The sequence below is a fragment of the cyanobacterium endosymbiont of Rhopalodia gibberula genome (assembly GCF_003574135.1).
In the GTDB taxonomy this organism is placed as follows: Bacteria; Cyanobacteriota; Cyanobacteriia; order Cyanobacteriales; family Microcystaceae; genus Rippkaea.
The window spans coordinates 2,072,160-2,086,753 of the sequence record NZ_AP018341.1; the positions used below are offsets into that span (position 1 = coordinate 2,072,160).

Consider the following 14,594-nt stretch of genomic DNA (forward strand, 5'->3'; position numbering starts at 1 on the left):
ATACAACAAGCAACCAAAATAGTAGATTATACCGCTTTTTTTATGCTTAAGAATCGGCTAAAGGAAATTGTCATAGCTAATTAACAGAACAGCTTGTATTTTAAAAAAAATTCAGTTTTAAATTGTATTTATCGGCAATATTTACTCCTTTTTACTGAAGTATTAATTCTTAAAGATCACTAAAATATCTGAATATTTCTCTGATTTTTTATCTTTATTATTTCCCATTCTCTGCTCCGTATTCCTAGCTATCATTTAATTATTCTAAGTATAGAAGAACTATCTTTTTTCTTAGGCAATATCCAAGTTAGGTAATATCCAAGTTAGTTTAACTCTTCTTTAAACGATACGCTTCCGCGCTAACTAATAATGATTGAGCAAATTCAATCGCTTCTTGTTCTGAATGTCCTACTGTTAATTGGGCTAATTCTTCTCGTCTAGTCTCTCGATTATCTAAATTAGTAACTCGAACAACCGTTCTAATTTTGGGTAAACTTAGTTGCTCATTTTCTAGCTTTCTAGTCTTGGAAGATTCCTCAATCATTTGCTTAGTAACTCGAAAATGATTATCTGCCATTGCAGCTACTAAAGGTTGATGAGTTACACATAAAACTTTATATTTTTGGCTAAGTTTATGTAACTTTTCGCCAATAGCCTGGGCAACTTTTCCCGAAACTCCTGCATCAATTTCATCGAAAATTAATGTTCGAGGGTTCTTCTCTGATTTTGCAAAACAAGCTTTCAAGGCTAATAAGAAACGGCTCATTTCTCCCCCTGATGCTGTACTAGAAAGAGGTTTTACTTTTTCACCAGGGTTCGGACTGAAATAAAAGATAACTTCATCACTTCCCGTTCTTCTTGGTAAAGAAGGGGTGATCTGGCAGACAAAGATTACCTTATCCATTGCCAGTGGTTTTAATTCTTCAACTAATTGTTTTTCTAATTTTATAGCCGCTTTCTGACGTAATTCTGTTAGTATTTTACAGGTTTTATCGAAGGTTTCTCTAGCAACTCTAGTATGTTGTTCTAACTGTTCAATAGACTGTTGATCGTCAGTTAATTCTTCTAATTCTTGCTGTAATTTCTGATGATAATTAATCACTTCTGCTAAAGAAGGACCATATTTACGACAAATACGCTTTAACAAGTTAATCCTTTCTTCTATCTCTGTTAATCTTTCAGGATCAGCTTCTAATCTATCCCCATAGCCATTAATCTGCTGTCCTGCTTCTACTACCTGAGTCAAGGCAGATCTTATCATTTCTAAAATAAACTTTATTTCCTTGTCATATTCTGCTATTTTCGCCAATATACCTTCAGCTTCTCCCAATTGGTCGGCGATCGCTGGTTCTCCAGTATCATTTTGATAAAGCAGTTGGTAGGTATGGTAACTCAACTGTTGTAGCTCTCCTACATGGGAGAGGCGGTCACGTTCTTGGTTAAGTTGTTCAAGTTCTTCAGGATTGATTAATTCAGCTTCTTCTAATTCTCTCAATTTATATTCCATTATATCAAGGCGTTGTAATCTTTCTTCCTCTGATTTACGGCGTTTTTCGAGTATTTTATCCGTAAATTTCCATTTTTTGTAAGCTGACTCTACTAATTCTCGCTGTTTAAGAAGATTTATCCCCCCATACAAGTCTAGTAATTCTCGTTGTCGTATAGAGTCCATCAGTTGAACAGTTTGTCCCTGTCCAGTAATTTCTACAAGGCGATCACGCAATTTTCCCATCAGTTGTAAATTCACTACCACCCCATTGATCCGTGAGCGTGATCGCATGGTTTCCCCTGTGAGGGTTAGCTCTCTATAACACAATAGAGTTTTATCTTCCAACGGTTCAATTTCTTGTTCCTCTAGCCACGCGTATAAAGCATTATTCATTTCAAAAGTTGCTTCAATAGATGCTTGTTGCATTCCCTGACGAATTAAACGATGATTGATTTTTCCACCTAAAACAATATCAATCGCATCGAGAATAATGGACTTACCTGCTCCAGTTTCCCCTGTAAGGACATTTAACCCTTGACCAAATTCCAAGGTTAGCTGGTCTACCAAGGTAAAGTTTTTAATCTGCAATAGAGAGAGCATTGAATAACCTTGACTTAATCAATACCAAAGACTTCTGTTTATCTTAACCTAAGGTGAATATTTCAGACACAAAGGATTGAATTTTATGATAAAGTCCCTGGCTTAGTCTTGATATGCCAATGATCTCAGTATATCGATAATAAATTTTAAGTAAAAATAATAGTCCTTTTAAACCAACTATAATTAATTTTTTATAAAAGTGAAAAATCTTGTCCTTTATAAAATTTTTAGTTCCCCAAAAACATCTCTTTATTAAGAAAAGGGGCTTTGTATTTTTACAATACAGTCAAAACGATAAAATTAGAAACTATTAGCTATTAATTTAGTATTGTTTGTTTAGAAGAGCAGTAATAAATTTAAGATCAATCTTTGATATAAAATAAATGCTTATCAAATTTTTAATTAAATCCAATGTATACAAATTAATTATAGAGAAATTGTCTCTGTTCTAAGCAATTTTAAGCTCACTGAGCAACTCACTATTTTAGTCTGATCACAACTAGGAGATTTTGATAGATTCAAATACGCTTGGTAGATACAACAGTAGTTAACACAATTGAAAAATTTAAAAATCATAATTCGTACAATTGGGATTGGTGATTATAATTCTAGGATTAGGTTTTGTGATTATGCAAAATTTAATAAAGATTAGTTATTTGTTGATCAACAAGTAGAAATTTATGATAAATTTAAACCTTATAAAGTATTACTATGAGGATCCGTGAGTTTTTAACTAGTCAAAATGTTTTGCTAGGTTTAATGTCGATGTTTGCTGAACTTGGAAATCCATCAACTATTTCTGAAGTCTTTCGTGGTAATAAAGGTGATCGTAATGAACCTCAATTGATTGATGCTCAGAAAGTGATTTATACCATATTTTCACCTCTTCTAAAAGAGTCATTTGTAAAAGTTGCTAGAGATAGCGGTTTTTAACAACTTCTTGAATTAGCCATCCTCCGATTATAAAATCGGGTATAAATCATAAGTGACTTACTAATTTATATTTTAAATTATACTTATTTGACTCAATGAGTAGATATATTTTTATTTAATTTACTAAAAAAGTTACTTTATGAACATCGTGATTAAAATACTCTTATCTTTGCTGAAATATGAATAGTCTTTTGTAATTTTTATGGAGTAACTCAATTAGTTATGAAATGGCGTTTAATCCCTCCTATTGAAGCATCAGGAATGATCCAAATGGCTATTGATAATTGGCTATTTATCCAACACGAAAAGGGACAACATCCTCCTACATTACGCTTTTATACTTGGTCATCACCTACAATTTCTATAGGTCGTTTACAAAAACAATGGCCTTTATCCTGGTGTAATTTGACTTGGGAAAAACGTCCTATAGAACTAGTTCGTCGTTCCACAGGAGGACGAGCAGTTCTTCATCAAGGAGACTTAACTTATGGGATAATTACTCCAATCAATAATCGGAAAACTATAGATATTTATCAACAAATTTGTCAGTTTTTAATTAAAGGCTGGTCAGCTTTAGGGATTGAGTTAGATTACGGAATAGCTAAACGAGGTCATATTCATAACCCTAGTTGTTTCAATACAGTGACTGTTTCTGATTTAATTACTTCTGATGGAAGTAAACTTATTGGAAGCGCACAACTAAGGGGAAAACAATCTGTATTACAACATGGATCTATGGTTTTATCAACTGATAAAACACTATTTAAAACTGTTTTTAATCAAGCTGCACCTTGGAGTATAGGACTCCTTGAACAATTACCTAAAAACTGTTGTTTAGAAACTATTATTAATATTTTGATTGAAACTGCAAAACAATATTTTAATATAAATTTTATTTCTCAACCTTTATCCTCAAAAGAATGGCAAGATGTGATTCAATTATCGAGTCATTTAAAACTGTAGTAAATTTTGTTACATTATTAACTTTTTTTAAAAAGGTGATAGAAATAAAAGCTTTTATTTTAAAATAAATAATTTTTATATCTTTCCTGTTATCTCTTTAATTAGATAAATCTAAGTTTGGTTCTACAAAAAAAGTAATCTTAATAATTTTTAATATAAAGATTTATCTTAAAACTAAAAATGTTCAAAATTGCAGTAGTAAATAAAATAGCTCAAACTTAACTTGTTTAAAATTGACAAATTTATTTTTTTCATAACTATAATAATTGTCATTATAATTTGTTTGAGATCATTCTCATGACTGGACTTTATATTAATCAATAATACATTTTCTAGTTATACTAACTTAATGATGTGTAATTACATAGTAAAATTTTAGTTTGAGAAACTTGGAAGTTAAAAGTTAACAAAACTTCTAAATTTAAATACTTTTTTTACTATTTTCTGAGTCGCTTCCTGGTAATGTTAGGCATTTTTTCTCAACGCCTAATATTATATAGATTTTTAACCATAACTAACTTTAATAGTCTTCATATTCAGTATGTTTTTATTTAAAAACTATATTTTTTAAAGTTAGTGAGTTTTTTTAGGAAAAAATTTGAACTTTATATATTTAGTTTAATTTAGTTTTTTATTTCTTTACTTAAGTTTTATTTATTTGTTGATAACAACATATTTACTGTTAAATTTAACTTAAAATTTTAAAAATTTTAAATAATTTTTTTAGACTTTTTAACTTCTGGTTTTAAAAAAGTAATTTTATCAAACGTTAAAATCTTCTTTTAATCCATTTTAAAATTGATTGTATTCTATCTTATGAGTATTTATATTGATATAGATATATCTATCTCTAAGAAATAAATATTTTATAGTTAATCGATTATTTTTATAAATTTTAGGGGTGGTTAAACCACAATTAATATAAGTTAATATTTAGTTTGTTTTTTACCATTAAACTATTTTTAGTTTGTTAAAAATATGATAATTAACAATGTATAAATTTTGCTTAATTCAAAATTAAATATAATTAACTAAGTTAAAAATTTAACATTTTATATATAAATTTAGTTCGTTTATTTTATGTCTGCATAATTCAATTTAAATATAAAATTTATAATATTAAAATAATTACGGTATTTTAATTTGTAAAAATAAATAATAGTACTATCATAAAATAATGAAGTACTTCGTTCACACAAAAAATAGGTATTAAAGTTAATATTTATACTATATGTTATCTAATCCAAAAACTTCAGTAAACCCGAAATAAAACTTTATATTTTAGCGGGTTACATAAATGAAGTTTAAATTTCAAGATTTAGTTATAATTGACAGAACTGGAGTTTAGCTAGCCATGACTTTTCACTTCACTAAAGCAACTCAAAAAAAACAAGCTTATAGAAAATATTTCAATAATCGAGAAAAAATCTCCTCTTAAGTGGAGTGCTTACCATATCAGATCTTGTAGTAGCTTTTATTTTTGAACAATAGACAAATAAAATAAAAGTACTGATACCATACATTTTGTCAAATACTTGTGCTACTGCAAATAATTGATAAACTAGTAAAACAATAAAAGTTAGAGAACTGATGGAATCTATAGAAGCAAAAGTTTTATTTTTATCATCTTATTTCTCTTACTATCTTAATTTTAACCTCACTGGAAACTTTTAATAAAAAACTGAATAATATTTATAAATTCAATAATCTTAAAATTTTATAAATCTCAGTAAAACTTTTAATAAAGCGATTGATTTAGTGACTGATAAAGATATAACTAGTTGCTTCATCTACTCTTATTAGATCTTTATGAGATACCCAATTGAAATCCACTATGATTCTACATTCTTAATTATATATTATCCTTATGATAAGGTTTTATGACTAGATAAACTGAGATAAATATTAATAATTTGTTTTTTAATTTACTGAGAGATATTTAAGAAATCTTATATTTTCCTAGTTCTAAGTTTTTGTATGTTTTAGATAATCTTATATTTTTTCTATTCTTTAAAGAATTTATATAGAAATTATATTCCTAATTGTATTTTTTTATAATTCTACTCAATCTTAAATTTTTTTAACCTTCCATGCCCTTGTATTTAAATACAATACTTCTATTCTCCTTGTAAAGGAATTTATTCAGTTACAAGTTAATTTTGATAATGCTTGCTCTTCTAATTATATTAACTTAATTTTTAGTTAGGTTGATATATGGTAGGCATTTTTTTATATTATAGTCATTTAATTTTACCTATTTATAAAACTTTTAATTATCTTAATTATTTTTATTTTTTGATACTCAAAACAAATGATATTCCAGACTAGTTGTCACATTATTTCACTAAATAAACCTTAAAAATTTTACCAGGTAAAAGATTATAAACTTGCGAAAACTTTATTTTTGCAACTAAGTTCTTGAAGCTATAAAGTATAGTTCAAAATAATAGTTTGATAAGTGATTAGCGACCAAGCTAATCACACTCAGTCTATAAGAGTTGGAATAAATAACTTATTGACTTTTGATTAATTGTGGGAGATTTTTCTAAAAAAATTGATTTAAAGTTTAAACAGGCAAGTAAAGAAAGCCATTATAAAAACGGCTTTTTCAAAATATCATGGAGTTAAGCTTTTTCTGACTTTCACTTACTATATTAGTGACTTAATTCATGTTTTTTCTGGAAAAGTAAATTCAAATTCGTCAATTAACTCATCGAGTTCCTCAATAGCCTGCTTAACATCGATACTTAAAATTCCCAAATCGGGTTTATTAAGAAGTTGGACTAAAAATTCTCGCTCACTTTCGATAGCTTTAACCTTTTTTCGAATAGTATCTGGGTTCATTAGCACTTTCCTAAAACTAGAACTCATCCTAGCATAATCAATCGTATCTTTCTACACTAGAACATTAAACTTTTCTACCCAAACAAAGAAGTCTATTTTAATGGCATAGTACAATCTTAACTAAGATGAAAGCAGCCTAATAGTCAATTATAGGTTTTCTCTACTTCTTTTTTCTCTCTAAACAAGGAGAATAAAATTTGGAGTAATCACATTTATAAAAAATTGATACATTATCAAGAATTTTATTAGTATCAGTGGAGTTTACTGTAAATAAATTTTTTATAATAATTGTTTTTGTGGTCTATGCTCAAAGAAATATCGCCTTCAACTTAGTCAAGTTTTTCTATAATGTTTCTATTTTACTGGGAAAGTTAACCCACATTGCTGGAAGTATTAGCTATCAAAGAAAAGCAAACCACCGATACCAAAAACTAGATTTATAAAAATATCACTCGTTATCGTTATGGATAAGAAGTTCATCTTTATAAGTTCCTAGAAAGAAAGGTTATAGTTTAAATTTAACAAATGATAAAAGACCTATATTAGCTATTCTATCAATGGAAGAATTTGCTGATTTTATGCTTATTTAAACATCTCTTAATTTTTGTTTATCGATAACTAAATTTTTAGTTTTTTAAATTTATCTCTTGCCTTAATTTTAGAAAAAGTTCATGTTCTATTATGTACATGTTAGAACATATAAAGTAGTCTATAATTTTTTATGAGTGTTACTGCTTTTTTATTTGAGAAGACTAATAAGCACTTTTTTTCTGTATGTTGATTCAGTAGACAAACTTTCTTACTCAAATAAGTATGAGATTAGGTTACCTCACTTACCTTTATTAGAAACTCACCATTGTGACGTTTTTCCAGTTAAATTTAGTTTGGTAATTTTTGGCTAGACAAAATCTAGTTACCGATATAATTGACATACTATATCTATCTAAGTTAATAGAAATATTAATGAATTATATTTCTTAAAAAGAATTAGGGTGACTTCCTCAAATTCAATACATTTAGCTGCTAAGTATTAAATAATTTTAATTAAAAACTAAAGCTTTTATATTTTTATATATAAATGATATATTTTATATATAAATTGTTTTTTACTAGTGTATTTATAACTCAAGTTACAATAACTAAGACTAATATTACTAAATATATAAGTAAGAAACTTATGAACTAATTATCTCTATTGCTAAGCTATTTTGATTGCAAATATTTCTGTAAAAATAAATTTCTATTTAAATGAGGAGATTAATGATGACAGCTATCGAGAATAATAACACTCTAAATATTAGGAGCTAGATTATATATATCAATAAAAAGTAAGATGGCATATTTCTAATTATTAAACAATTTTAAGGAAGGTTTACTGGGAAATATATAATTATTTTACTCAAAATAAGTTAGTATAATAATAAAGATCAAAGCATTCTACTAACTTAGTTATATCATCACTATACAATCAATCAAATAAAGTTTTTTTATAAAAAAAATGTTAAATATAAAAACCTCAACATACAGTAACTGAGTTTATATAAAGCTAAACTAAAGTGGAAATATTTTTAAAAAATAGTGTTTACTAGATATCAACCTAACTTGAAATTCAACTGGGATAAACTAATATAATTAGAAAAGTAAGCGCTATTATGGTTAACTTCCAACTGAACAATTTCTTTCAGAACAATAACAATAGTGAAAATATTATGTTTAAATACAAGAAACTTGAAAATCAAAGAAGTTTCATACTTAGTATGATAAGTAAAAAATGAAATTAGAAATATTAATTTTTTGCAAAGTATAATAAAATCTACAAAAAAATTTTCATAAGTAAATAGATATAGATAATGTGATAGTCGACAATTCTTAAAAAAACAAAAAAAAATAACCTAATTTTGGAGATAATATTTTATATATAAATATTCAAATTTTAACTAAAGTAAAATAAAACAATAAAAATAATAATTATACTTATGTTTTCTACAGATTTACAGTCCAAGACTAAATATAATAGAAGGGAAATTCTATCACATAAAAACTTAGGCAATTGTCAGAAAGATGTTTAAGGATAAATACGATTTAGTTAAAGCAGCTTAGATGAAGTATTACTCAAAGTGAATACTCTAAAAAATATCATTTTAACTAATATTTTTTAACTTTAATTGCTTAAATATAAAATAATAAATTTTAATAAAATTTATTGAAAATTACTGAAATATTAATAGTTTTATTCGTATTTTTTGGGGGTAATTCAGATTAAAAACCCTGTTAGAGCAATTTTAGTTTTTTTTCTTTGAATAAATTTAAAGAAGTTTCTGTTTAGTTGACTGATTTTATATTTTTTTTATAAAAATTATGGAGTTAAGAACAGAATAAAAAGCTGCAATTAAAATATTTTACTTAGTGGACATAGACTTTATGTCTATAATAGTTTTCTCTTTAAATATGATTTAAATCAGCAAGAAACTTGATTAGTACATAAGTAACATAATTTTTATTTAGATTTTTAATTTTTTCTATTATTAATATTGTTTGAAACAAATAGTAATAAATGATATTTATTGCTAACTAGGGTTCTGAAAGATTATGATTGTGAATTAGAGAACGTTATTTAAGAGTGATTGATTATGCCTCCCTATACTTCTATATCCCTAAAGGCCGAGTTAAACGCCAGAGGTTGGCGTTTAACTGCCCAACGGGAAAAAATTCTTTACGTATTTCAAAATCTTCCCAGGGGCAATCATTTAAGTGCCGAAGAACTCTATGAACTCCTTGAAGAAAAAAAAGAAGGGATTAGTTTGTCAACGATTTATCGCAGCATCAAATTAATGTCTCGTATGGGAATCCTACGAGAATTAGAACTAGCCGAAGGTCATAAACATTATGAACTAAACCATCCTTTTCCTCACCATCACCATCATATGGTGTGTATTCAGTGTAATAAAACTATTGAATTTAAAAATAAATCTATCCTAGAACACAGCTTAAGACAATGTAAAAAACAAGGGTTTCAGTTAATAGACTGTCAACTTACAGTAATGACAATTTGTTCAGAAGCGATTCGCATGGGGTGGCCGTCTTCCCTTCCAAGTAACTGGGCTTGTACTCGTGCTATTTCCGATAGTCGGCCCTTGAACCCTATTGATGAAGAATCAGAATAGAAAAATATAACATTGAATTTTAAATAACCATTACAAATTTTAATTTAAGTTTTACTAAACAGTTAGATATCAATATCCTTGAACCAAACTTTCTATTGTTTTAGTGTTCTTCATAAGATAGTAAACTAACTACTATAGATTTTCCTTGGACAAAAAGAGCAGTCTGTATTGAGATACATTCTCGTCAAATTAAACGTAATTAATGTAGCATAGGGTAAGTGAAGAATAAATGATGCTCAACAGTTTAGTTAAAGAATTATATAGAGGAAAACCTCAGAAATTAGAACAGTTGGCAATTGATACAATTGCTGTGTTTGAAGGAGAAGGAGGAAAAAAAGTTTTTACTGCAATTAAAGAAGTTAACATAGGTTTTAAAAAGTTTTATAGGTTTTATTGTGAGTAAATTAATGCCACAGACTGAAGTAATAGCGGGTAGATTTTATATGATAGGATCAGTTGGTGCTTAATTAGATAATAAAAAAAAACGTGATCTAAAAGTTAAGTAGCTTAAGCTATTAGACAATTTTAGACAAAAAAGTCTGAGTAAAATAATAGATAATATGTTTTTTTAAGGAAAAAAATATCAAATAAAAAATAGAAATTAAACTTCATGAAAACTATTTTTTTAGGTCTATGTTAATCAAAAAAGGCTAAAGATATTTTTCAAAAAAACACAAACCCTGTTATTAAGGACATTTGAATTAGCTAATTTTAACAAAAAAAGCAATTTTTTTGTTAAAAAACATAGGATATCATTGATGTAAAATGTCATTTATTGGACAAAAGAAAATATTGTACATTTTGTACCATTAATAACTCAGAAGATAATAGAAAGTATTAATGATAAATCAGAGTTAATTAAAAGAAAAGCCTATAGAGCAAAAAAATATCAAGTTTAACGCCGAAGTTTCTTAATAGAGAATTTTACCAATTGATTTTATACTATCAGTTTGGAATAGACTCATCTCTTTATTATTTTTTTATTTCTGTTAACTTTAAATAGTATTCGACTACTTACCTATTTGTAATGACTGATTTTTTCTTTATTTCTTTTATTCCAGAACTTCTACAACGAATTGTAGAGCATTTAATTCTAGTTCTCATTGCTATGGGAATAGCGATTTTGATAGGTATTCCTCTCGGTATTTTGATCACCCGATATCCTAAATTAGCAAATTATATTTTTTTTATCGTGAACTCTGTTCAAACAGTTCCTAGTCTTGCCATGTTTGGCTTTTTGATTACCGTTCCTGTGATAGGAGGAATCGGAAAAAAACCTGCTATCTTTGCCTTAATTCTTTATGCTTTACTTCCTATTATTCAGAATACTTATATTGGAATGATACAAGTTGATAAAGGAGTTATAGAAGCAGGAAAAGCAATGGGTATGACGGATCAACAAACATTGTTATTGATTGAAATCCCACTTGCTGTAGGTATGATACTAGCAGGAGTAAGAGTCTCTATAGTAATTTGTGTGGGTGTTGCCACTATTGCTGCTGCTATCGGTGGAGGAGGCTTAGGGGTTTTTATTTTTCGAGGAATTTCAATGGTTAATAATCAATTAATTTTATTGGGTGCAATTCCAGCGGTCTTAATTGCCTTAGTAGCTGATTGGGGAATTAGTTCGTTAGAGAAATCCCTAACGCAGTATGAAAAATCACGAACTAAATCTAAAAAAAGTGTTTTAATTATCTGGGGCGTAGTAGTAGGAATTTTATTAAGTTTATTTGGGATAATCTACAAACAGTTATTTTTAGGAAGTCAGGAAAGTGAAACTGTAGTAATTGGCTCTAAAAATTTTACAGAAAGTATTATTCTAGGAGAATTTTTAGCTCAAAATATCGAGATAAGAACTAGTCTTCATGTGGAACGTAAATTTAATTTAGGAGGAACTTTTATCTGCCATGAAGCAGTTAAAAATCGACAAATTGATGGTTACGTCGAATATAGTGGGACTGCTTTCACAGCAATTCTTAATCAAAAACCGATTAGCAATTCCAAACAACTGTATCAACAAGTCAAAGTAGCTTACAATAAAAAATTTAATTTAGAAGTTATGCCTTCTTTAGGATTTAAAAATACCTACGCTATTTTAATTCGTCAACAGGATGCAGAGAAATATAATATAAAAACTATTTCGGAAGTTAGTAAATATACTCCTAAATGGCAAGCTGGTTTCGGCTATGAATTTTTAACTAGAGAAGACGGCTATCCAGGATTAGCTAAAATTTATAACTTAAATTTTGACCTTCCCCCTAATACTGTAGATCTAGGTTTAATATATCGTGTCTTAGCTAATAAAAAAGTGGATCTAGTTGCTGGAAACTCTACCGATGGCTCAATACCTATTTTAAAATTAACAATATTAGAAGACGATAAAAATTATTTTCCTCCTTATGAAGCAATTCCCATTTTTAACAAAGAAACCCTCCAAAAATATCCCCAGATAAAAACAGTAATTCAACAATTAGCTGGACAGATTTCTACCTCAGCAATGCAGCAATTAAATTATCAAGTAGACAATAGTCAAGGATCAGTTACTGAAGTGGTACATAACTTTTTAATCAAAAATAGGTTAAAGCCTTAAGCTAATCTCTAAATAATCAAAATTATATTGAACCTATTATGTAGCATTTTTACTACTAAAGTTTTAAAAAATTATTTAAAAATTGTTTTAGTTTATAACAGTTTTAATAAGAGGCAAACTGTTATAAACTAAACTCTCTTAAGAGCCAGCAGACTTTCCCTATCCTAGGTTTGGCAGAATTATAATTAATTTTATGGCTAAAATAATTAAAATAGTCCATAAAACCTTCACTAAAATTGAGTTAATCTACCATTTTAGTATGGTCTTCTAACCTTATTCTTATCTCCTAAAAACGATAATTATTTTTAATCTTGCTCGAAATCAAACTACAAATCTTTTACAACGAACCAAATTACAATTAGCCGTCTAGAGTGAAACTCTGTCCTTGACTGATAAACCTATTATCTTTTCCTTCACTAAAAAAAGATTTATATGATTAACTAGGTGTAACTGTTATCAAACTAGCTATAAAATTATCGAAGATTTATTTACCCTCAGTCCTACGTTGCTACTTGCATAGCTTGTGCTAAACTCTTGAGGAAATAAAAATCTGTCTTTTTAAAAAAATTACAAAAAGCGAAACTTTATAATACTGCTAGTATAAATTAACTATGAATTGCCTACGAAACTTAAAAAAAAAGTCAAGATTTATGATTTTTAAACCAAAATTGTAGTCCAATAAACTCAAGACAGATTTGTTTAACATTAATGTAAATCAAAAAAATAAATAACGTAGCAGAATATTATAGTAGAGCTGTCGATATTTTTTTAAAATACTTAAACTCCACAAATATCGTTTTTAACTTATGTGAATTAATTGAATGACTATTTTTTAAAGTATTTGTTATAGAATACAAAAAAGTACAGTTAATTATCAACTAAATTCTATGCTTAGAATAAATAAATACTGTACTTTTTTTAGAAAATTATGATTATTTTAATCAATTTTAATCTTAAAAGTTACTATTTTTGCTCACAAATACATATAATATAAGTTATGTATTTATGTCCATGATTTTAGTAATTAAGTATAAATAATAATTAAATATAGAGGATAGTCTTTTTAAAGAAGACATTTTTTGTATCTTCCTAGTTACAATTGTATTTTTTGAATTAGTAAAGTATGTTATAAATAACAGTTTTTTAAAATGTGTTATTTTATTGTAAAGTGCTGCAAATAAAGTAATTCTTAACTATAAAAGATTAAGATAAGAAAATCAAGATTGCTATCCTTCCGAGACATCTAGTTCCTTTTGGGATAATTATTTCTTGTAAAATTAAGTCCTTGTTTGTAGTTAATTCTTCTGTTTAATATTGATCACTGATTAGCTTATGTTATTATTACAGTTTAGTACCTCTCATTATTGCCGTAAAGCTAGATTAGCATTAGGTTATAAAAAAATTTCTTATCAAGTTGAAAACCTAACACCAGGCTTACATTTATTTAAATTAAGACCTCTTACAGGGTTAACAACAGTTCCAGTCTTATTACCTCAAAAAGTAGAAGAGCCTCAAGTTATTGCTGACTCAACTCGAATTTTTCAATACCTCGAAACCTATCAAAATAATCCTCCATTAATACTACCTGATGCCAATAAACAAACTCAAGCTTGGTTGTTAGAAGACTGGTTAGATGAGAGCATCGGAACCGCCACTCGTTTTATTTATTATCATTTTCGTGCAGGAAAAGGAAAATCTATTGATTCTTCCTTGTTTAGTCAAATAGTGATTAATATTGTCCGTCATCAATATAATATTACCCCTGCTACTGTAAGATTAGCCTCAGAACGGTTAAAAAATGCCATAAATGTGTTATCCTATTGGCAACATCAGCCCTATTTAGTGGGTGATCGCTTAAGTGTTGCTGATTTAACAGCTTCAGCTCTATTGAGTCCTTTAGGATTAATTCCTGAGTATCGTAAAAATTATCCTTGGTTGTTTAAAAAAATAATCACAATCCATGAAATCTGTGGAGAAAAGCTACCAGCAGGGTTGAACTAACTAAGAAAGT

General features: G+C 27.7%; 8 protein-coding genes. 6 read left to right on the forward strand and 2 right to left on the reverse strand.

Going from position 1 to position 14,594, the window contains the following annotated elements; genetic code table 11:
- Positions 1-328: 328 nt before the first annotated feature.
- The gene (recN, locus tag RGRSB_RS06630; protein ID WP_119260370.1) at positions 329-2,089 is read right to left on the reverse strand and encodes a DNA repair protein RecN; all 1,761 of its coding nucleotides are present in this window, start codon (positions 2,087-2,089) and stop codon (positions 329-331) included.
- 711 nt (positions 2,090-2,800) lie between these two features.
- Between recN and RGRSB_RS06635 the strand changes: the two genes are divergently transcribed.
- Together RGRSB_RS06635 and RGRSB_RS06640 are read left to right on the forward strand one after the other, a co-directional pair.
- A complete protein-coding gene (locus RGRSB_RS06635) occupies positions 2,801-3,022 on the forward strand; it encodes a hypothetical protein (protein ID WP_119260371.1) in 222 nt (73 codons plus the stop codon).
- A gap of 222 nt (positions 3,023-3,244) precedes the next feature.
- Positions 3,245-3,985: a lipoate--protein ligase family protein gene (locus RGRSB_RS06640; RefSeq protein WP_232014484.1), complete on the forward strand. Its 741-nt coding sequence runs from the start codon at positions 3,245-3,247 to the stop codon at positions 3,983-3,985.
- A gap of 2,667 nt (positions 3,986-6,652) precedes the next feature.
- Here the strand turns inward: RGRSB_RS06640 and RGRSB_RS10165 are convergent.
- Positions 6,653-6,829, reverse strand: a complete 177-nt coding sequence (locus tag RGRSB_RS10165; RefSeq protein WP_172582063.1) for a hypothetical protein — start codon at positions 6,827-6,829, stop codon at positions 6,653-6,655.
- A gap of 2,630 nt (positions 6,830-9,459) precedes the next feature.
- On the opposite strand from RGRSB_RS10165, the gene RGRSB_RS06645 reads away from it, so the two are divergent.
- The 4 genes from RGRSB_RS06645 to RGRSB_RS06655 all read left to right on the forward strand — a co-directional run bounded on the left by RGRSB_RS06645 (position 9,460) and on the right by RGRSB_RS06655 (position 14,584).
- Positions 9,460-9,993, forward strand: a complete 534-nt coding sequence (locus RGRSB_RS06645; RefSeq protein ID WP_119260372.1) for a transcriptional repressor — start codon at positions 9,460-9,462, stop codon at positions 9,991-9,993.
- A 229-nt stretch (positions 9,994-10,222) separates the two neighbouring features.
- A complete protein-coding gene (locus RGRSB_RS10170; RefSeq protein WP_172582064.1) occupies positions 10,223-10,396 on the forward strand; it encodes a hypothetical protein in 174 nt (57 codons plus the stop codon).
- Positions 10,397-11,020: 624 nt separating this feature from the next.
- Positions 11,021-12,583, forward strand: a complete 1,563-nt coding sequence (locus RGRSB_RS06650) for a glycine betaine ABC transporter substrate-binding protein (protein ID WP_119260373.1) — start codon at positions 11,021-11,023, stop codon at positions 12,581-12,583.
- A gap of 1,332 nt (positions 12,584-13,915) precedes the next feature.
- Positions 13,916-14,584: a glutathione S-transferase family protein gene (locus tag RGRSB_RS06655; protein WP_119260374.1), complete on the forward strand. Its 669-nt coding sequence runs from the start codon at positions 13,916-13,918 to the stop codon at positions 14,582-14,584.
- Positions 14,585-14,594: the final 10 nt, after the last annotated feature.